This is a genomic window from Mesorhizobium waitakense (genome assembly GCF_056431085.1).
Window position 1 is genome coordinate 34,099 of record NZ_JBWKME010000192.1, and the last position, 18,462, is coordinate 52,560.

An 18,462-nucleotide genomic window follows, 5' to 3' on the forward strand; every position below is an offset into this window, starting at 1 on the left:
CCCCACTCCGTCGAGCTTAGCTCGACACCTCTCCCCGATCGACGGGGGAGAGGAACGGCGCGAACCTCCAGGCTCCCTTCCTCCTCCACTCCCATCCTGCTCCCACGGGAGAGAAGTAAGGCCGGCGCCTCAGCTCGCGAGCCGGCTCACCATTTCGTGCTGCGCATAGGCGCGGCCAAAACGGTTGGCGAGGAAGGCGTCGAGCGCGATGTCTTCCTGCTTGACGAAGCCGGCCGCGGGCAAAGTCCCGTCGGCCAGCATGTCGAGCACGGCGCAGATGCCGGAGGCGGTGGTGATCTGGATGGCGCTGCGCACGACGTCGCCGACGCGCTTGGAATAGATCTTGTTGGCGTAGGTTTCCTGCAGCAGGCGGCCGTTCTTGCGGCCCGAGACGGTGACGAAGACGATGACCACATCCTGCAGCGTCGCCGGCAAGGAGCTTTCAAAGATGTCCTTCAGCACGTCGCGGCGGTGGCGGAGGCCAAGGTCGTTGAGCAGCGCCTTCATGATCGCGGCGTGGCCGGGATAGCGGATGGTGCGGTAGTTCAGCGTGCGCACCTTGCCCTTCAGCGTTTCCGCCAGCGTGCCCAGCCCGCCCGAGGTGTTGAACGCCTCGTAGGTGACGCCGTCGAGCGAGAATTCCTCGCGCTCCTCCAGCGGCGGCACTTCGATCAGCTCGCCCTCGACGATCGCCTCGCAAGGCTCGCAATACTCGTTGATGACGCCGTCGGTGCTCCAGGTCAGATTGTAGTTCAGGGCATTCGACGGGTATTGCGGCAGCGCGCCGACGCGCATGCGCACGCTTTCCAGCGAATCGAAGCGGCTGGCGAGATCGTTGGCGACAATCGAGATGAAGCCCGGCGCCAGCCCGCATTGCGGGATGAAGGCACTCTTGCCCGAAAGCGCCAGTTGCTTGACCCGCCTGGTGCTGACGACGTCCTCGGTGAGGTCGAGATAATGCACGCCGGCGTTTGCCGCTGCCTCGGCGATGCGCGTGGTCAGGTGGAAGGGGGCGGCGCTGAGCACCGCGAACTTGCCGGCCAAGGCCGCCTCGAGCGCGCCCGATGCCTCGATGTCGAGTTCCAGTGTGGCAACCGTGGCCGGGAGTTCGGCCGCAGCGAGTTGGGCCGCCGAGCGGTCGACGAGAGTGACGTGGTAGTCACCGGTGGCGGCGAGCATTTCGGCAATGGTCGAGCCGATCTTGCCGGCGCCGACAACAACAATTTTCTTCATGAAACGTCCCTCACCCAAAAGCTGAACCTCAGCACATTGTTTTGTGCATGTCGTTTGTCCCAAAACCGCTGCGCACTTTTGGGAGACATGCATCAGAATCGCAGCTTGCCCGGCGAAAGGAAGCGTGGAATTGTTCGAAACGAAACGCTGATTGTGCATTATGCCGAAGGGAATCGTCGAAATGCTCAGTGAAGCCGAGCAGGCCCTGCTCTCCCTGCTGCGCGACAATGCGCGTGCCTCGACCGCCGAGCTTGCGCGCAAGCTCGGTGTCTCGCGCACGACGGTGCAGAGCCGGATCGAACGGCTGGAGCAGCGCGGCATCATCACCGGCTACGGCGTCCGGCTGGCGCCGGACTACGAGCAGGGGCTGGTGCGGGCGCATGTGCTACTCACCGTGACGCCCAAACTCGCCGACAAGGTGGTGCGCGGTCTGCAGGCGCTGGCGCCGGTCCGGACACTGCATTCGGTCAGCGGCAATTTCGACATGATCGTCATCGTCGACGCGCCGTCGATCCGGGACCTCGATATGCTGCTCGACCAGATCGGTGCGATGGATGGCGTCGAACGGACCTTGTCGTCGATCATCCTGTCGACACGCATCGACCGCTGAGCTGACTTCTGAGGACTTGGGTTCCTCGCCCCAGCGAAGCGGGGGAGAGGTGGCCGCGAAGCGGCCGGAGAGGGGTGTTCATAGGGCGGCATTGGGCGAAGGAAGGTTCCGGATCATCTGGCACGGCCATCGCCGTTCCCCCTCTCCGTCTCGGCTGCGCCGAGCCACCTCTCCCCCACTCTGGTGGGGGCGAGGAACCCAAGCTGGATCGCCGGCTAACCAAATGCCAGCGGAAAGCCCCCCGCCACATCGAGGCCCCGAACGATACTCGTCAACGGGCAATCGATGCGCCGTGCATGGCGCGCTCGGCGGAGGACCGAGCCGCTCCCGGCTCGGTCCCATGCCTTTATTTGGCCGGCTGGATGCTTGATGCCGCCAGCTTGCCGGCTTTGGTCGAATAGGTCACGACCACCTTCTCGCCAACCTTCAGCGTCTCGGCTTCGATGCCCTCCGGCAAGACGAAGGTCTTGCCGTCGGCGAGCGTGATCGAATCGCCCTTCTTGTCGATGCTGGCGATGGTGCCGGTGGCCGCCTTGGCGAAGGCACCGGTTGACGATACGGCGGCGAGTATCATTGCGGCTGCGATAGCTGACTTCTTCATGTTCTCTTTCCCGTTTTGGCCTGGTTGTGGAGCCGGCGGCCATTGGCCTCGGAGCGGCTTCGATATCCGGTCCGCTTGGCTGCCGGATCTGTCTCTCTTCAAGGAGACGGACCGAGAATATGCCGTGGAGTTGTCGGCGGGATGGCCGCAAGTTTACAAATAGGTAAATCAAGCCCCGACTTCACAAGTCGCGTCCTTCACAAGTCGCGCAGCTGTTCTGCCGCCTGCCCCGTCGATGGCCTGGCGGACAAAACGGCGGCAATCACCGAAGCGGCGACCAAGCCGAGCACGACTGCCAGATAGAGCCAGGGGATCGACAACGCTTCGGGCGGTGGATCGAATACGCCAGTCAACAGCTTGACCAGCATCCACGCCGTCAGCAAGCCCGAGAGGAGGCCGAACGTCATGCCGCCGACCATGATCAGCAGACCTTCGCTCCAGAGGAAGGCCGCGAGCTGGCGCGGTTTGGCGCCAATTGCGGCAAGGATGGCGAAAGGCCGGCGACGCTCGTAGAACCCCAGTGACAGCATCAGGCCGGCGGCAGCGGCGGCCATCACGACCGCAAAGCCCAGTTCGATTGTCGTCAAACCGCCAAGATCGACCGCGGTCAGGCTCGAGCCGATGAGATGTGCCGCCTGACCGATATCGGCCACCTTCAGCGACGGATCGAAAGTGAGCACCGACGAGACCTGCCGCGCCAGCGCGGCCGGATCCGCCCTGGCTCGCATGAGCACGTACTCGGATGCATCGGAGCCGGTCATGCGGGCCACATAGGCTGAATTGGCGACAAGGAAGGAGTCCTTTGGCGCAGTTGGAAATTCGCGGGCGACGCCGATGAACTTGAAGGGCACGGGATGATACTGGTGGTCCCTGGCGTCCTTGAGCCGCAGGTTGATCGTATCGCCGTTCTGGAGCTGGAAATCCTGTACTGTCTCTTCCGACACCAGGACACCGTCCGATGTCGCGGCGAGCATGGCCAGCGTGCCGGCCGCGCTGGTGCCGCTGAAATAGGCATCGGAAAGACCCGTCGCGCGTCCGATGCCGTGGGGATCGATGCCATAGAGGTCCTGCAGGTCCGCGCCGACATAGGCAAAACGATGTTGCATGGGCTCGGCCGCTGCCGCTTCGGGCAACGAGGCAAGAGCTTTCAGGTGAGCCGCCGCCGGTTTGTCCGTAGTGCCAAAGACTGTGACGTCGGAACCGTTGGTCAGTTCGGCGTCGATGCGCGCCTGGGCATTGTAGGTGGTGTTGAAGATCGCGGTCGACGTGGCGAAGGAGATGGCCAGCGCCGTCATCGCAATGCCGATCGTCAACCGCCCCGATTGCCGCGACAGGGCAGCCGATACAACAGGTGCCAACGCTCCCGATACCGGGGCAACAATCATTCGCAGGAGCGCGCCATTGCGCGCGATGATGGTGGCCGACAGCCTGATCGTCAGCAACGCCATGCCGTGCCAGAACAAGGCCGGGGCGATGAACGCCTTGTAGTCCACCGATGTCGCCGCCACCCCTTCGGGCGCGAGCACGATCTGGTATCCGGTGCTCGCCGATTGCCAGAAGAACAAACCCGCCGCTGCAAGCATCAGGCCGTCCAGCCACAGGCGCTGCCAGAGCGGCGCGTTCGGCCGGTTCACGGTGCGCCGCGCTGCGGCCACGGTCACCCAGCGCGCGTCCCGCCAGGCCGGATAGAGGAAGGCGATGAACCCGACCAGCAGACCGAAGACAGCGACAAGAAGCAGCGTCGGCCCGCTAATGCCAACCGTCGCCTTGAGCCCTGGAGCGATGGCGGAAAGGAGCGATGTGACGGCAATGCCGATCGCGGTGCCACCAATGGCGGCGACAGCGGCTTCCGTGGCGGACAGAAGCAGGATGGCTTTGGTCGTCGCGCCACGGACGCGAAGCATCGCCTGCTCCGCCCGCCGGCGCGCCGCACCGGACGAGGTGACGGCAAAGGTAAGGGCAACCGCCAGCGCGATGCCTGGCAAGCCGAGAAACAGGAACAGGACAGACGCGTACAGCGCATCCTCGCGGACCGCCCCCAGGCGCGAGCCGAGATTGTCGGCCACCAGGGCCTGACCGGCTACCCTCGCCTCGAGATTGCGCTGGGCGGCGGTGACAAAAGAATAAGCTGTGACGGGATCCGGTGGCAGCGCCGCGTGGGCAAGCCGCGCATGCAGTTGCAGCCGGGTCGTGTCGGGGCGTGCCTTCTGTTGCGGATCGAACATTTGCCGCCAGGCTTCCTGCGGCAGGATGAGGACGTTGTCGGGTGGTGCCTGCGGCGCTGCCTGGGGAGGCAGGCCGACGGCCTGAAACAGGGCATCGGCATCCGGAAGGTCGACCACGCCGGCAATCCTGACCTCTACCGGCGGCAAACCGATGCGCTGGATCGAGACAGCGTCGCCGGGGCCGACATGGAGGTTGGCGGCGGTCTGCTGGGCAATCAGCACGCCGTCGAGGGTGCCGGAAAGCCAGCGGATTTCCGCCGGAAAATCGCTTAGATATCGGCTGTCAAAAGCAACCGCCTGGCCAGGCCCCGTGGTCTGGGTCGTTCCGCCGGCCTGAGCCTCGAAGCCTGCGACATCGGCATAGCGGACCTGATGCACGGCCTTCACCGGGGCAGCGTCAGCCAGGGCCTTGCCGACGAGATCCGGATCGGCAGCGGAAATTACTTGCACCTGCCAGTCGATTGGAACCGCCGACACGGCGCGGGAGGTCATCGACGCACCGGCGTTGGCGAGGAAGAGTGCCATCGCCGAAAGCAAGGCGACTGTCAGCGCGATGCCGGCAGCGGCGCCGGTCACGCGCAGGAAACGGCGGGCGAGCACACCCCGAATCCACAGCAGGAACATCATGCGGCAGCGGCCCCTAGCCGGCGCCCGGTGGTGAGCCGGCCGTGGTCCATCGTCCAGCGCGTCGCCATGCGGTTGGCCACGACTTCATCATGTGTGGCAATGACCAGGGCGATGTCGGTGCCTTCCAGGCGGTCGAGCACGGCGTCGAAGAAGAGCAGTGCCGTTCGGCTGTCCAGCTGCCCGGTCGGCTCATCGGCAAGCACGAGCTTCGGAGCCATGGCCAGAGCGCGCGCCATCGCAATACGCTGGGCCTGGCCCCCGGACAGTTCCTCCGGCAACTTGTCACCGAGTTCGTCGAGGCCGAACGATTGCAGAAGCGATGCCCCGATGTCGCTGGCGCCGATGTTCTCGCCGGCCAGCAGCATGGGCAGGCCGACATTCTGGACAGCGGTGAGGGCAGGAAAAAGACTGGGAGACTGGAATACGAACCCGATATGGCGTGGCCTCAAGGTCTCGAATGCGCCGAGCGCGGGCCATTCGACGGTACCGGCCGTCGGCCTGTCGAGGCCGCCAAGAATGTGCAGCAGGGTCGTCTTGCCGCTGCCGGAAGGTCCGACGATGGCGATGCGCGCGCCCGGCGCGATCTCGCAGTCAACATCGCGCAGCACGTTGATCCGGCCGGCGTTGCCATGCCGGAAGTCTCGGCCGAGGCCTTTTGCGACGACGAGCCTTTCACCCACGGTCGATCCTCCCATCCTTCAGCCTGATGATGCGATCGGCCCGCTGTGCCAGCGCCCTGCTGTGGGTAGCCAGCAGCGTCGCCAATCCGGCGTCGCGCCGCGCCTCGAAATGAGCGATCAGCCGGGATTCGGTATCGCCATCGACCTCCGCGGTCGGCTCGTCGGCAATCAGGACCGGCGGATCGGCGGCCAGCGCCACGGCAAGACCCGCGCGCGCCGTCTCGCCGCCGGACAGCTCAGTGGGAAAAGCGCGCGCGCGATGCGAAAGCCCGACAGTTTCCAGCAGGCCGGCGATTCGCTTGTCGTCCGGATTCCTGGCCAAAAGCATCTGCAATCGAAGGTTCTGCTCGACATTCAAATGGCCGAACAGGTTTCCCGACTGGAGCAGAATACCGAAGCTGGCGGCGCGAACGCGGGTGCGATGGGCCTCCGGTCGCCGGGTCAGCCGGACGCCGGCCACCTCGACATAGCCGCCATCCGGTTCATCGAGGCCGGTTACGCAGGCCAGCAAGGTGGATTTTCCGCTGCCGGAAGGCCCGACCAAGGCGACGATCTCGCCGGCAGCCACGTGGAAACTGACGCCCCGCAATGCGGCCGTCTCGTCATCGCCTATGTGGAAGAACCGATAGATCTCATGCGCGTCCAACGCGTGCATCTCATTTCCACCGGAACGAGCTGGACATCAATTGCCATTGATCGACATTGTCGGCGCCCTTGGGCGCATAGAGTTCGAGCGCGACGAGCTTGCCGTCCTTGAAATAGAGGTAGCGCTCGTTCTCGAGACGAACCTGCCGGTTGGTGACCGCATTCGGTTCGGAGTTCGAGGTGTAGACGATGCGGATTGCGGCGCCGGCCGGCAGCTTGACCTGCTTGACGGCAGTGACCCGCACGGCGCGTCCGGTGGCCTCGAGTTTCGCGACATAGTCCGCCTTGGCGCTGTCGACGGTCGGTGCGGCATCCACCCTGGAAACCGAGACGACAACACCGTCCAGCTTGTCGACGAAGCTGGCGCCATCGGGCCGATCCGACCGAGCCCAGCCCTCCGGCACCTTGATGGCGAACCCTTGCGGCGAGGTGTAGTCGATGAAGACCTGCGTATCGGGAATGTCGCCCGGGGGGTTCTTCTCCGGCTGGACTGGCTTCTCGGCGGCCGAGGCGGGCAGGCTGCCAAGCAGCGGAACCAGGGCGGCTGTCGTGCCCAGGCACGCGGCGACGGCGAGAACTAGCAAGTTGCCGATTGGTTTCCGAAAATAGGTTTTCATTTTCCGCAGCCTTTCGATGAACGGTGAGGTCCATTCAGTATGCCGCTGCAAGTTTACGGGCGGGTCGCCGGCCTCATACGCTTTGGTAAGGTTTTGGCTCTGGCTTTCGGGCCCTATGACGCCACCGATCTTATCAGCGGAAAGCTTATCACCACCGCGAGGCCCGGCCGGCAATCCTCAAGGGCGATCGATGCGCCATGCAGGTCTGCGATGGCCCTGACAAGGCTGAGGCCGAGGCCGCTGCCCGGTGTCGACCGGCTGTGGTCAAGCCGGTAGAGCCGCTGGAACACCCGTTCGCGCTCGTCCGGAGGAATGCCGGGTCCATTGTCGGCGACGCTGGCAAGGACGCGCTCGCCCTGGTGCGTCACCGTCAGTTTGATGGTCGTGCCGGGCGGGCAATGGCGCAGCGCATTCTCCACCAGATTGGCAAACATCTGCGTCAACAGCTCCCGATCGCCATGGATCCGGTCCGCCGTTGCGTTCAGTTGCGTCGACGACAGCACCTTGCCGTCGTCCTCGGCCACGTCGATATAGATTTCGGCGATGGTCTGCAGGGTCTCGTCGAGATCGACATCGGTAAAGCGCGCCTTACGGGCGCCGGCCTCGATCTGGGCGATCCGCAAGAGCGCATCGAAGGTCTCGTTGATCTGATAACCCTCGGCGCGCGCATCGGCCAGATCGTCGGAGACCTCCTGACCCCGCGCGGCTCTGTCGGCGGCGCCCTCCAGGATCATCTGCAGCCGGTTGAGCGGCGTCTTCAGATCGTGTGCGATGTTGGCGCTGACCTGTTTCATGCCTTCGACCAACGCCGACAGGCGATCGAGCGCCGCATTGATCTGGCTGGAGACGACGTCGATATCGTCGTCCTTGCCGGTCAGCGGAATGCGGGCATCCATTCGACCATGCGAGACGTCCACCATGGTGGCGGCGATGCCGTCGAGACGGCGCTGGACGCGCGAGGCAAGCAGGGCGCCGCCGGCGACCGCGAGCCCGGTGATGATCAGGGTTGCCCAGCCGAAGCTCATCATCGCCACCTTTTCCAGCTCCTCCGTCTCGGAGAGGCTGAAGGCGACTGTCAGGTTGTTGCCGCCGATCGAGCCGGAATAGGCCCGGTACTCGGCGTGCGGCGGCACGCCTGGCAATACGGCGTCGAACATCGAGAAGCCATCGGGAAGCCCTGCCGCGGTGAAGTTGCCGGCGAGATGATTTCCGGCCGCGTCGGTCAGCGAAAACAGCTGTTCCTTCTTCGGGCTGAGCTGCGAATGGCTTTCGACCGTGGAAATCAGGTCCTCGAGGTCGCTCTCGGTATAGGTCGCCGCAACGACCGAGTAGGTTTCCTTGATGGTTTCATCGAGCCGCTCGGCAAGATCGGCGCTCATCATGCGATAGACGATGGCGCCCGACAGCACGAAGGCCAGCATGAACAGGAAGGCGAACGTCAGGGCGAGCCGGAACGGCGTGCTTCGCAGCAGGCTTGGCCATGCTCCGGTCATGGCGCGAGCGGTACATGCAGACTGTAGCCGGTGTTGCGGACCGTGTGGATAAGCTGGGTTTCGAAGGGCTTGTCGATCTTGGCCCGCAGCCGGCTGATGTGGGTTTCGACGACGCTGGTCTTGGGGTCGAAATGAAAATCCCAGACGCGCTCCAAAAGCATGGTGCGGGTGATCACGCGGCCTTCGCCGCGCATCAGCACCTCCAGCAGGCTGAACTCCCGCGGCTGCAGGTCGATCGGCTGGCCCTGACGGGTGACGCGGCGCATGATCAGGTCCATTTCGAGGTCGGCAACCCGCAAGACGGTCTTTTGCTCCTGGGCGGCCGGCCGGCGGCCAAGTGCGTTGATGCGGGCGAGAAGCTCGGAGAAGGCAAAGGGCTTGACCAGGTAGTCGTCGCCGCCGGCCTCGAGCCCCTCGACGCGATCGTCGACGCCGCCGACGGATGTGAGAAAGATGGCCGGGGTTCGCACTCCGGCGGCGCGGGCCGCCTTGACCATCGACAGGCCGTCGAGGCCGGGGATCATCCGATCAGCTATGATCACGTCATAGGCGCCGCTGGTCGCCGCGAAAAGCGCGTCGTGTCCGTTGCGCAGCAGGTCGCAGACATGACCGGCCTCGGTCAATCCCCTGACGATGTAGTCGGCCGTCCTGTTGTCATCCTCGACGAGAAGAAGTCGCATGGCTGTTCCGGTCCGTTGCCGAGATCGGTGATAGGCTAGCACCGGCATGGGTCCGTTCCTAGGAAGTCACGAGCCGCCACGACGGCAGGATAGAAACTTGTTCGGCAGCGGTCCTTCCTACCCCTTCTGTCCTGCTATAGCGCTCAAACATCGAGGCATCGATCGAAGCGATGGGTCTAGTCCGATTCCAGCAGAATTTCGTCGGCCTCATCGGCTGTCCTCTTCAGGGTCATGTAGAGAACGAGGGCAACGATGCAGCCAAGGAAGATCAGGCTGGTGAAGGTGGTGCCGAAACCCAAGCCACCATATTCGACCGGCTGCGACAGCAGATCGCCGAAGGAGGCGCCAAGCGGCCGTGTCAGGATATAGGCGAGCCAGAAGGCCAGGATGCCGTCGAGATGAAGCAGGTAGTAGGCAAGCGCGATGAGCGCGATGACGCCACCGAACAGCAGGCCGGATGTCAGGTAGCCCATGTCGAAGCTCTCGGCGACGAGGTCGCCGGCGGCGGTGCCGAGCGAAAAGGTGAACAGGATCGCCAGCCAGTAGAAGGTCTCGCGTCTGGTCGTGAAGATGGTGTGGATCGATAGCGTACGCTCGCTGGCGTACCAGACAGCGAATGTGGCCGCGAGCACGACGCTGAAAGCGATCGTGGTCGTTTCGAGACGCACGCCGAAATTGTCGACGAGGTTGTCGGTGATCAGCGTGCCGACGACGCTTATCAGCACCACCGCCAGCCAGTAGGCCCAGGGCACGTAGCGCTTCTGCGCGAACTGCACGACAATGGCGACGATCAGGATGCCGGTCATGATCAGCGATGTGACGGTCAGCCCCAGGCCGAGGTTGACGGCGAGATAATCGGCCGCCGTCTCACCCATGGTCACCGCCATCAGCTTGATCAGCCAGAAATCGACGGTGACGTCCGGGACCCTGTTGTAGCTCGGTCCGGCAGGTTGCTTGTTGGTCGAGAGCATGGCTGAAGTCCTGAGGTTGATGGTTATGGCGGAATGAAGCGCATCGCGAGGGATTCGTGCGATCCGCTGGTGCATGTCATGTCCCAGTCAGTGCGCAGCCTCGAGTTAGGCCCGAGGCCATGCCTTGGGCGACACGGATTATTTGCCCATGACCTTCATGGCCTGGGCGAAGAACTCGTCGGCGCGCTTGTCGTCATCGGCGTTGCAGCGTTCGATCCCCTTGCTCTCCAGTTCCGAGATCTTCGCCTTGTCCGCGGCGCTGAGCGTGGCCGCTGCCTCCGCCGCACGAAGGGTTTTCAGCGTATCCTCGCAAGGCGCGGTGGCAGCAAACACGGAGGAAACCGGACTGGACACGGCAAGGGTGCCCAGTGCGATGGCTAGCGCAAATCGTCTCATGAGATGTTTCCCTGTTTGATGCCGGTTGCGGCAATTGAATCCGGCCCGGTGGTGGCCGATCCGGCACCAGCACAGTAGGGAAGGGAGTTCACGCTCGCCTGTCCGGCGGCTTACAAATTCGTAAGAATGGGCTGGGGCCGCGCGAAAAGCCTTTACGAACGCCTCGCGGTGCGCTGATAGAAGGCCGGGCGCCTTGCATCCGCCATCAATGGGGTGACCCGGTGTCCCCCCGGATTGCCGAACGCGCGCTTGCCAGCGCTCCAGGAAACACGATGACCTACGCTACCCTAAAACCGGTTTCACGGGCCTTCAACCAACGCAAGCGGCTGATCTTCGTGCGGGTGGCGGCGGTGCTGGCGGTGCTGCTTCTGCTTGTCACGAAACCGGCGCTCAGCGAGGGCTCGAACGGGCACGAGACGCTCGAGCTGTTCGGCTTCTGCCTGGTGCTGGTCTGCGTCGTAGGACGGCTGTGGAGCATCCTCTATGTCGGCGGCAAGAAGAACGAGGAACTGGTTTCGACGGGACCGTTTTCGATGACCCAGAACCCGCTCTACTTCTTCTCGACGGTCGGGGCGGTCGGCGTCGGATTGCTCTATGGCTCGTTGCTGGCGGCCGTCGCGCTTGGCCTTGCCAGCTTCTTCATCTTCCGCGTCACGGCGCGCAAGGAAGCCGGATTTTTGCTCGGCAAGTTCGGACCGGCCTACCTTGCCTATGTCAAGAACACGCCCCGGTTCTGGCCAAATCCGCTTCTGTATCGCGACCATGACCAGATGCAGTTCTCGACGCAGGCGCTGAAGCGCACGTTCTATGACGGGCTCTATTTCCTCGCCATCTTCCCGGCCATCGAACTGGTCGAGCATTTCCGGGCGACCGGCCTGCTGTTCCCGGCCTTCGTCACGATCTACTGATCAGCGGCGCAGCGCCGCTCAACCAGCGCTACGAGCTGCCAAGCGGATGCGGCATGTAGCCGACGAAGCCCGCAATCTTCCAGCTGCCGCCGACATTGGTGCAGAAATACAGCGTCTGCCATTTCAGCCTGTCGACGCTGCCGTCGGCCTTGGCGACGGAGCCGTCGAATTTCTTGTGCAGCACGGCGCGGTCGCCGTCGACATCGATGTCGCGCATGTTGGTGGCGCGAAACAGCGCCTCGCGCAGCGGTTCGGCGAATTTCGTCGCCGCGGTCTCCTTGGCCTGGCGCAGCCACTCGTCGCGATAGACCTCCAGCCTCGGGAACTGCAGTCGCCAGGCGTCGGCATTGCTGAGGAAATGCGCATGCATGCCGAAGAAGCTCGAGGCCACGAAATCGCCCTCGACCATCGACCAGTCCTGGCCGATGAAGGCGTCGATGTCGCGCCGCACCAGCATTTCCCAGAGCGCGTGGCGATCGGCATCGCCGGCCGGAAACGGATTCTTGTCGTAGGGCATTTTCTCACTCTCTCCGGGTCACAAATGCGTCTATCGTCGCGGCTTCAAAGCAGCGTGACGGCGCGCACGATGCAAGCGCCTCTGTAATAAAGCAACATGGATTCCGTGAAAATGTTGCTTTCCAACAGGGCCCCTATGAGGATCGCCCCGATCGCTATAGATGTCGATCGAAGCGGGGAGCCGCCATGGCATCCCGTCACGCCATCAGAGGAGGTGATCCCTTGCCGAAGCAGTGTTTTGGAACGTCGCATGTGCCGCTGTCGCCGGCCGTACGCGCCGGCGATTTCGTCTATGTCTCGGGCCAGGTTCCGGTCGGCAGCGACGGCATCGTGGTCAAGGGCGGCATAGCGGAACAGACCGAACAGGTGCTCGCCAATGTGAAGGCCGCGCTGGCGCTGGCCGGCTGCACCCTGGACGATGTCGTTAAGACCACGGTCTGGCTTGAGGACGCGCGCGATTTCGGCGCCTTCAACGCGGCCTACGCCAGGCATTTCCCAAAGAACCCGCCGGCCCGCACCACAGTCGAGTCGCGGCTGATGATCGACATCAAGATCGAAGTCGAGGCGGTCGCCTACCGGCCGGTCTAAGTCTCTGAGGCGGCAAAACAACGAAAAGGAGGTTACCTCAATGCAATTCGACCTCCTGCTTAGGGGCGGACGGCTGATCGACCCGGCCTCAGGGCTCGATGCGCCGCGCGATGTCGCTATCGCCAATGGACGCATTGCCGCGGTCGATGTCGATATCCCGGCCGACCGCGCCGCGCAGGTCGTCGATGCCGCCGGCTGCATCGTCACTCCCGGCCTCGTCGACCTGCACAGCCACGTCTATTGGGGCGGCACCTCGCTCGGCGTCGATGCCGACCGGCTGGCAGCCAAAAGCGGAACCACCACCTTCATCGATGCCGGCAGTGCGGGCGCGGGCAATTTCCTCGGCTTCCGCCGCCATGTCATGGAGCGCTCGAAGGTGCGCATACTGGCCTATGTCAACATTTCCTTTGCCGGCATCTTCGGCTTCTCGCAGACGGTGTCGGTCGGCGAGTGCAGCGATCTCAGGCTCTGCGAACCGCGCGAGGTCGTGGCCGCGGCGCGCGAACACCGCGATGTCGTGGTCGGCGTCAAAGTTCGCTCCGGCCGCCATGCCGGCGGCACCAGCGGCATCGCCCCGGTCGACCTGGCGCTGGAGGCCGCCGACCAGGCCGGCCTGCCGCTGATGGCGCATATCGACGAGCCGCCGCCCGGCCGCTCCGAAGTGCTGCCGCGCCTGCGCAAGGGCGACATCCTCACCCACTGCTTCCGGCCGTTCCCCAACGCGCCGGTGTTCGCCTCCGGCGCGGTGCGGCCTGACATGCGGCTGGCGCGCGAGCGCGGCGTCATCTTCGACCTCGGCCATGGCATGGGCTCGTTCGATTTCGCGGTGGCGCGGGCCATGCTCGAGGAAGGGCTGGCGCCCGACGTGATCAGCAGCGACGTCCATCTCTACTGCGTCGACGGGCCAGCCTTCGACATCCTGGTCTGCATGTCGAAGCTTTTGGCGCTCGGCATGCCGCTGGTCGAGGTTCTACGCGCGGCAACACAAGCCCCGGCGCAGGCGATTGCCAGGCCTGACCTCGGCACGCTGGCGGTCGGCACCGTCGGCGACGTCGCCGTGCTGCGGCAGCGCCCCGGCCGCTTTACCTTTGTCGACGCGGTCGGCGCCTCGCTGGTCGCCGACCAGCGGCTGGTGTGCGAAGGCATCGCCATCGGCGGCACCTGGTGGCCGAACGAGGCGGTCAACGATGCCAGCGAGACCGAACGTTTCGAAGCCGATGCCGCGCATACGCATGTCGAGGTGGCGGGAAGGCACTTTGGGCATCGGCACGAGTGATGAGAGCCAATCTCCCCCTTGTGGGGAGATCGAGCGTCACCGACCTGCGTTGCTCACCGCACCATAAACCGGCGTCTCGATCCCCTCCATGCGTGCCTTGATCTGCAGCGCCACATATTTCGAATAGAAGCGAGACAGCGCCAAATTGCCGCCGTGGAACCACAGCGCTTGCTGTGCAGTCGGCTTCCACATGTTGCGCAACTCGCCTTGCCAGGGTCCGGGATCGCCCTTCACGCCGGAGCCAAGCCCCCAGCACGGGCCGACCTTGTCGGCGACCTGGCGCGAGACGATCGCGGCCACCGTCTCGTTCATCGACTGAAAGCCGGTGCAGGCGACGATCGCGTCGGCGGCAAGCTCGCTGCCGTCCTCGAAAAGGACGCCGCTCGGCGTCAGCGATTTGATGGCGATGCCGCTGCGCACGCCGATCTCGCCGTCGATGATCAGGTCGGAAGCGCCGACATCGATGTAATAGCCGGAGCCGGTGCGGTAGGCCTTCATCAGCAGACCGGTCTCGTCATCGCCGAAATCGATGGCGAAGCCGGCGGCGCGCAGGCGGTCGTAGAAGGCCGCGTCGCGCGCCTTGATCACCTCGTAGAGTGCCTGCTGGCCCTTCGGCACCAGCGCGAAGGGTGTCGAGGCGACGATCATGTCGGCCTTCTCGGTGGTGATGCCGCGCGCCAGCGCGTTCTCCGAAAAGATCTCGAAGCCAACTTCCATCAGCGTGTCCGACTTGACCACTGTGGTAGGCGAGCGCTGGATCATGGTGACCTCCGCCCCGCTCTCCCAGAGGTCGACGCTGACATCATGCCCCGAGCTTGCCGCGCCGATGACGGCGACCTTCCTGCCGCGGAAATTCTCGCCGCTGGAATACTGGCTAGAGTGCAGCAACTCGCCCTTGAATTGATCGGCGCCGGCCAGATCGATCCGCCGCGGCGGGCCATAGGCGCCGGTCGCAAAGACAATATGCTTCGGCTTCAGTGTGATGTGGCGGCCGACGCGGTCGACGACGACGGTCCAGACCTTTTCGGCCTCGTCATAGGAGGCGCTGAGGCACTTCGTGGCGACCCAGTAGTTGAGCTCCATGACGCGCGTGTACATTTCCAGCCAGTCGCCCATCTTGTCCTTGGGCGTGAACACCGGCCAGTTTTCCGGGAACGGAATGTAGGGCAGATGATCGTACCAGACCGGATCGTGCAGCACGAGCGTGCGGTAGCGGTTGCGCCAGGAATCGCCGGGGCGCGCGTTCTTCTCGATGACGATGGTGGGCACGCCGAGCTGCCTGAGCCGCGCGCCCAGCATGATGCCGCCCTGGCCGCCGCCTATGACCAGGCAGTAGGGTTGTTCGCCGGCGCCGAGGTCGCGCGTCTCGCGCGCCCGCGCCTCCGTCCAGGTCTCGCGGCCGGGGTCGGCCTTGTGGCGCACGCCCAGCGGCCGCGCCGGTCCCTTGCGCTCCTCGAACCCCTTGAGGTCGGTCATCGCGGTGAACAGCGTACGGCAGTGGCCATCGCGCAGGCGCATGACGCCCTGGCCATGCGCCGATGCGGTCTCGAAGCTGAACCAGGCCTCGACAGTGCCCTCGTCCGAGGTCGCCTCGCCGGTCAGCTGCCAAGCCGTCGGCTTCGTCGCCGCCAGCGTCGACACGAGCATGTCGGCGATCGCCTCGCGGCCTTCCATGGTCGTGATGTTCCAGGTGAAGGTCAGGAGATCGCGCCAGTAGCAGTCGTCGACGAACAGCTTGCTTGCCGCCGCCACATCGCCCGCTTCGAGCGCCTTGGCAAAGGACCCGAGCCATGCGGCCGCCTGTTTCGATGGTGCCATGTCGAGCATTTCTTTCCTCTTGCCGCAAAGGCGCCGAACACGGCGCGAAAACTCAATTATCGACCTTGGCGCATCGCGCTGTGGAGCGCTACTCCCGCAGTCAACAACGACTAGGACCAAATCCGCCCTCGCTATCCAATCGCCTCCAGCCGCCTCGGCAAGCGGTTCATGGCAACCGGCCCGTCCGGCGTGATCACGAACTGGTCCTCGAGATTGAAGCTGGCGAGGCCGTCGATGTAGAGCGGGATTTCGAAGGCCAGCACCATGCCGGCTTCGATCACGACATCGCTGTCGGCGGCAATGAACGGCCATTGTTCGGAAAAGACCGACTGGCCGACGCCATGGCCGAAATGGCCGCGGCGGTAGGAGCGCAGCCCCTGCCGCGCCAGGCTGTCGCTGGCGACGCGGTGCACATGGCCGAGCGAGGCTCCAGGGACAAGGGCCGCCAGCCCATCCTCAAAAGCCCGCTCGGCGATGGCATGCAGTTCGGCCTGTTCGGCGGATGGCGGCCCGAAAATGAAGTTGCGCGACATATCGGAGGCGTAGCCTCCGACGGTGCAGACCATGTCGCACTTCAGCGGATCGCCCGGCATTGCCTTGGCATCGGCGCCTTTGGCCCGGGCGCCTAGCGTGATGTATTCGGCTGTCGCGACCGGATGCGACAGGCCGGCCGCGGCCGTGGCGACGCCTTCCCGGTAGAGTGCGACGACATCGGCCTGCCGCATGCCGGCCATGGCATCCACCTGCAACCGGTCCAGCCCGGCTTCCGACAGGATGATGCCTTGCTGGAGCAGCTCGATCTCGCGTTGCGACTTCACTGCCCGCAACCGATCGAGCACCGGCGAACCGTCGACCATCGAACAGCCCGGCAGCATCGCCTGCAGGATCGAAAAATCGGCGACGGCAATGAAATCGAGATCGACGCCGATGGTCGCGCGGTCAAGCCCGAAACCGCTCAGGAGCTGCTTCAGCTCGCGGGCGGAATTGGCCAGGTCGAATGTCGCTGGCCGGGAAAAGTCGGGCGACCGGCCAGAGGATGCGAGGCCGGCCTCGATGCGTTGCGCCAGCGTATAGCCGATGGTCGAGACGTCGAGCGTGGCGGTTTCGATCCAGATCGGGTGGCTGCGGACCACGGCGTCCGGCAATGCCGCCTGCAATTGAGCCGCGTTGAAATCCGCCACCACGACACCGATCGGCAGGTCTTGCCGGGCCGGGATGATGACGAAGCCGGCGCCGGCCCGCCGGAACAGTCCGGCCGGGCCGACCCAGGCACCGGTCGCATAGTGGAATGCCTCGGGCGCGCAGAGCACCAGCGCCTGCAGGCCGACGCGTTCCATCAGCTGCGTCGCGCGCAGGCGGTCGACAAAACCCGTCATGAATTCTTCTCCGGATGTCCGAAGCGGCAACGGAGCATTCCGGGTACAGACAATCAAGCCGGTTTCATAGGCAGAGGTGCGCGGAACTTGCGCGATGTTGGCGGGACAGCACCCCCCTCTGGCCTGCCGGCCATCTCCCCCGCAAGGAGGGAGATCGGCAGCTTGGGCGCCCCGCTTACTCCTGCGACGATGATGATTGGCGAAATCTCCCCCCTTGCGGGGGAGATGGCCGGCAGGGCAGAGGGGGGTGGGAAGGATCGCGACAGAACAACTTTCAGTTTTGCCCACAGCATTGTTCGGCGGGCGTTGAGGCGGCTTCGCGTCAAGCCGGCGTCAGCACCCCCGCTACTTGATGGATTCCAGCTTGGCGACGGCAGCCGTGAAGCCAGCCAGTGACACCGGGATGGTGACCGGCTTGCGGGTGACCGATTCCATGCCGATGTTCAGGTTGGTTCCCGACTTCATGGCCTTGATGATATCCGCTGACAGCGGCGTGGCGGTATAGGCGCCGTTCTGGTCGCTGGTCTGGATGGCGAGGACTGTCTTCTGGCCCTGGTCGATCTGGAACGAGGCGCCGGACGGCAGGAACAGCCCATGCGGCAGCGCGAGCAGCATGGCCAGGCCGCCACTGCCGTTGTCGCGGCGCACGGTCACGGTCAGCACGCGCTGTCCGGACTTGGCTTCGGTCAGGTTCTGAGACACCTGGCACTGAAGCTCGGCGGTTGCCGAGCCGCTCGAGCAGTTCACCGCCCACGGATTGGCATCGGCAGGTTTTGCATTGGAATCGGCCGGTTTGGGCTGGGCCGGCTTGGCGTCTTCGGCAAGGGCCGGTCCTGCCGCCGACAGGACCAGCCACAGGGCGGCTGAACTTGCGATCATTAGATTAGCGCGAGCTAAACTTGATGACATTTTCTTTAGGCCCCGCATTCTTTCTTTCCCCGTCAGGTATTTTCATCGGTGGGGTTTGATACAACACTCGGGACTGTTTCGGAAGCGAGGCCGGCGCCAAGAAAGCTGGCAAAAGTACTGTGACCTTTCGGACACACGAAAGAAAATTGGAGGAAACCCCTAGAAATCGAAGGAGCCGAGACTCGCTATACAATACAATCTGCGTAAGACTTAAACACGCGGGACGTGCAGTCCCGGAAGGACTCGCCTGGGATGGGAACTACCGAGAATTCTCGGCAAGTTGGTGAGATGGC

At 64.3% G+C, this 18,462-nt stretch carries 18 protein-coding genes; 4 read left to right on the forward strand and 14 right to left on the reverse strand.

What is annotated here, in order from left to right; genetic code table 11:
• Nucleotides 1-129: 129 nt before the first annotated feature.
• Nucleotides 130-1,233, reverse strand: coding sequence for a saccharopine dehydrogenase family protein (locus AC07FD_RS34735; RefSeq protein ID WP_478353484.1), 1,104 nt, complete (start codon nucleotides 1,231-1,233; stop codon nucleotides 130-132).
• A 181-nt stretch (nucleotides 1,234-1,414) separates the two neighbouring features.
• On the opposite strand from AC07FD_RS34735, the gene AC07FD_RS34740 reads away from it, so the two are divergent.
• Nucleotides 1,415-1,843: an Lrp/AsnC family transcriptional regulator gene (locus AC07FD_RS34740; protein ID WP_095084380.1), complete on the forward strand. Its 429-nt coding sequence runs from the start codon at nucleotides 1,415-1,417 to the stop codon at nucleotides 1,841-1,843.
• Between the two features lie 346 nt (nucleotides 1,844-2,189).
• Here the strand turns inward: AC07FD_RS34740 and AC07FD_RS34745 are convergent, their stop codons facing one another.
• The 9 genes from AC07FD_RS34745 to AC07FD_RS34785 form a co-directional block, all read right to left on the reverse strand.
• Complete coding sequence (locus AC07FD_RS34745) at nucleotides 2,190-2,444, reverse strand: DUF1344 domain-containing protein (RefSeq protein WP_478353485.1); 255 nt, start codon at nucleotides 2,442-2,444, stop codon at nucleotides 2,190-2,192.
• A 197-nt stretch (nucleotides 2,445-2,641) separates the two neighbouring features.
• Nucleotides 2,642-5,296, reverse strand: coding sequence for an FtsX-like permease family protein (locus tag AC07FD_RS34750; protein ID WP_478353486.1), 2,655 nt, complete (start codon nucleotides 5,294-5,296; stop codon nucleotides 2,642-2,644).
• Nucleotides 5,293-5,976, reverse strand: a complete 684-nt coding sequence (locus AC07FD_RS34755; RefSeq protein ID WP_478353487.1) for an ABC transporter ATP-binding protein — start codon at nucleotides 5,974-5,976, stop codon at nucleotides 5,293-5,295. Before AC07FD_RS34755 ends, AC07FD_RS34750 begins: the two co-directional genes overlap by 4 nt.
• Entirely contained in the window at nucleotides 5,969-6,631 is a 663-nt protein-coding gene (locus tag AC07FD_RS34760) for an ABC transporter ATP-binding protein (RefSeq protein ID WP_478353488.1), read from the reverse strand. The genes AC07FD_RS34755 and AC07FD_RS34760 overlap by 8 nt, the downstream gene beginning before the upstream one ends.
• 1 nt (nucleotide 6,632) lies before the next feature.
• Complete coding sequence (locus AC07FD_RS34765; protein WP_478353489.1) at nucleotides 6,633-7,238, reverse strand: hypothetical protein; 606 nt, start codon at nucleotides 7,236-7,238, stop codon at nucleotides 6,633-6,635.
• A gap of 113 nt (nucleotides 7,239-7,351) precedes the next feature.
• Entirely contained in the window at nucleotides 7,352-8,731 is a 1,380-nt protein-coding gene (locus AC07FD_RS34770; RefSeq protein ID WP_478353490.1) for a sensor histidine kinase, read from the reverse strand.
• Nucleotides 8,728-9,411: a winged helix-turn-helix domain-containing protein gene (locus AC07FD_RS34775; protein WP_478353491.1), complete on the reverse strand. Its 684-nt coding sequence runs from the start codon at nucleotides 9,409-9,411 to the stop codon at nucleotides 8,728-8,730. Before AC07FD_RS34775 ends, AC07FD_RS34770 begins: the two co-directional genes overlap by 4 nt.
• A gap of 176 nt (nucleotides 9,412-9,587) precedes the next feature.
• On the reverse strand, nucleotides 9,588-10,382 hold the full coding sequence (locus AC07FD_RS34780) for a COG4705 family protein (protein WP_478353492.1): 795 nt from the start codon (nucleotides 10,380-10,382) through the stop codon (nucleotides 9,588-9,590).
• Between the two features lie 138 nt (nucleotides 10,383-10,520).
• A complete protein-coding gene (locus AC07FD_RS34785) occupies nucleotides 10,521-10,778 on the reverse strand; it encodes a hypothetical protein (RefSeq protein WP_478353493.1) in 258 nt (85 codons plus the stop codon).
• 272 nt (nucleotides 10,779-11,050) lie between these two features.
• On the opposite strand from AC07FD_RS34785, the gene AC07FD_RS34790 reads away from it, so the two are divergent.
• The gene (locus AC07FD_RS34790) at nucleotides 11,051-11,686 is read left to right on the forward strand and encodes a methyltransferase family protein (protein ID WP_478353494.1); all 636 of its coding nucleotides are present in this window, start codon (nucleotides 11,051-11,053) and stop codon (nucleotides 11,684-11,686) included.
• 28 nt (nucleotides 11,687-11,714) lie between these two features.
• On the opposite strand, the gene AC07FD_RS34795 is transcribed toward AC07FD_RS34790, so the two are convergent.
• A complete protein-coding gene (locus AC07FD_RS34795; protein ID WP_478353495.1) occupies nucleotides 11,715-12,203 on the reverse strand; it encodes a hypothetical protein in 489 nt (162 codons plus the stop codon).
• A 185-nt stretch (nucleotides 12,204-12,388) separates the two neighbouring features.
• Here AC07FD_RS34795 and AC07FD_RS34800 point away from each other — a divergent pair, with 185 nt between their 5' ends.
• Nucleotides 12,389-12,790 carry a RidA family protein gene (locus AC07FD_RS34800; RefSeq protein ID WP_478353496.1) on the forward strand — a complete coding sequence of 134 codons (402 nt, stop codon included), beginning with the start codon at nucleotides 12,389-12,391 and terminating at the stop codon, nucleotides 12,788-12,790.
• 40 nt (nucleotides 12,791-12,830) lie between these two features.
• On the forward strand, nucleotides 12,831-14,066 hold the full coding sequence (locus AC07FD_RS34805) for an amidohydrolase/deacetylase family metallohydrolase (RefSeq protein ID WP_478353497.1): 1,236 nt from the start codon (nucleotides 12,831-12,833) through the stop codon (nucleotides 14,064-14,066).
• Between the two features lie 36 nt (nucleotides 14,067-14,102).
• Here the strand turns inward: AC07FD_RS34805 and AC07FD_RS34810 are convergent, their stop codons facing one another.
• The 3 genes from AC07FD_RS34810 to AC07FD_RS34820 all read right to left on the reverse strand — a co-directional run bounded on the left by AC07FD_RS34810 (nucleotide 14,103) and on the right by AC07FD_RS34820 (nucleotide 18,139).
• A complete protein-coding gene (locus AC07FD_RS34810; protein ID WP_478353498.1) occupies nucleotides 14,103-15,893 on the reverse strand; it encodes an NAD(P)-binding domain-containing protein in 1,791 nt (596 codons plus the stop codon).
• Between the two features lie 122 nt (nucleotides 15,894-16,015).
• The gene (locus AC07FD_RS34815; RefSeq protein WP_478353499.1) at nucleotides 16,016-17,260 is read right to left on the reverse strand and encodes a M24 family metallopeptidase; all 1,245 of its coding nucleotides are present in this window, start codon (nucleotides 17,258-17,260) and stop codon (nucleotides 16,016-16,018) included.
• 345 nt (nucleotides 17,261-17,605) lie between these two features.
• Nucleotides 17,606-18,139 carry an invasion associated locus B family protein gene (locus AC07FD_RS34820; protein ID WP_478353500.1) on the reverse strand — a complete coding sequence of 178 codons (534 nt, stop codon included), beginning with the start codon at nucleotides 18,137-18,139 and terminating at the stop codon, nucleotides 17,606-17,608.
• Between the last annotated feature and the right edge of the window lie 323 nt (nucleotides 18,140-18,462).

Excerpts from the sequence above, each read along its gene's own strand:
- AC07FD_RS34750 (WP_478353486.1), bottom strand. The coding sequence starts at position 5,296 with ATGATGTTCCTGCTGTGGATTCGGGGTGTGCTCGCCCGCCGTTTCCTG.
- AC07FD_RS34735 (WP_478353484.1), bottom strand. The coding sequence starts at position 1,233 with ATGAAGAAAATTGTTGTTGTCGGCGCCGGCAAGATCGGCTCGACCATT.
- AC07FD_RS34795 (WP_478353495.1), bottom strand. The coding sequence starts at position 12,203 with ATGCCCTACGACAAGAATCCGTTTCCGGCCGGCGATGCCGATCGCCAC.
- AC07FD_RS34820 (WP_478353500.1), bottom strand. The coding sequence starts at position 18,139 with ATGATCGCAAGTTCAGCCGCCCTGTGGCTGGTCCTGTCGGCGGCAGGA.
- AC07FD_RS34740 (WP_095084380.1), top strand. The coding sequence starts at position 1,415 with ATGCTCAGTGAAGCCGAGCAGGCCCTGCTCTCCCTGCTGCGCGACAAT.
- AC07FD_RS34785 (WP_478353493.1), bottom strand. The coding sequence starts at position 10,778 with ATGAGACGATTTGCGCTAGCCATCGCACTGGGCACCCTTGCCGTGTCC.
- AC07FD_RS34780 (WP_478353492.1), bottom strand. The coding sequence starts at position 10,382 with ATGCTCTCGACCAACAAGCAACCTGCCGGACCGAGCTACAACAGGGTC.
- AC07FD_RS34775 (WP_478353491.1), bottom strand. The coding sequence starts at position 9,411 with ATGCGACTTCTTCTCGTCGAGGATGACAACAGGACGGCCGACTACATC.
- AC07FD_RS34765 (WP_478353489.1), bottom strand. The coding sequence starts at position 7,238 with ATGAAAACCTATTTTCGGAAACCAATCGGCAACTTGCTAGTTCTCGCC.
- AC07FD_RS34790 (WP_478353494.1), top strand. The coding sequence starts at position 11,051 with ATGACCTACGCTACCCTAAAACCGGTTTCACGGGCCTTCAACCAACGC.
- AC07FD_RS34760 (WP_478353488.1), bottom strand. The coding sequence starts at position 6,631 with ATGCACGCGTTGGACGCGCATGAGATCTATCGGTTCTTCCACATAGGC.
- AC07FD_RS34805 (WP_478353497.1), top strand. The coding sequence starts at position 12,831 with ATGCAATTCGACCTCCTGCTTAGGGGCGGACGGCTGATCGACCCGGCC.
- AC07FD_RS34770 (WP_478353490.1), bottom strand. The coding sequence starts at position 8,731 with ATGACCGGAGCATGGCCAAGCCTGCTGCGAAGCACGCCGTTCCGGCTC.
- AC07FD_RS34800 (WP_478353496.1), top strand. The coding sequence starts at position 12,389 with ATGGCATCCCGTCACGCCATCAGAGGAGGTGATCCCTTGCCGAAGCAG.
- AC07FD_RS34745 (WP_478353485.1), bottom strand. The coding sequence starts at position 2,444 with ATGAAGAAGTCAGCTATCGCAGCCGCAATGATACTCGCCGCCGTATCG.
- AC07FD_RS34815 (WP_478353499.1), bottom strand. The coding sequence starts at position 17,260 with ATGACGGGTTTTGTCGACCGCCTGCGCGCGACGCAGCTGATGGAACGC.
- AC07FD_RS34810 (WP_478353498.1), bottom strand. The coding sequence starts at position 15,893 with ATGCTCGACATGGCACCATCGAAACAGGCGGCCGCATGGCTCGGGTCC.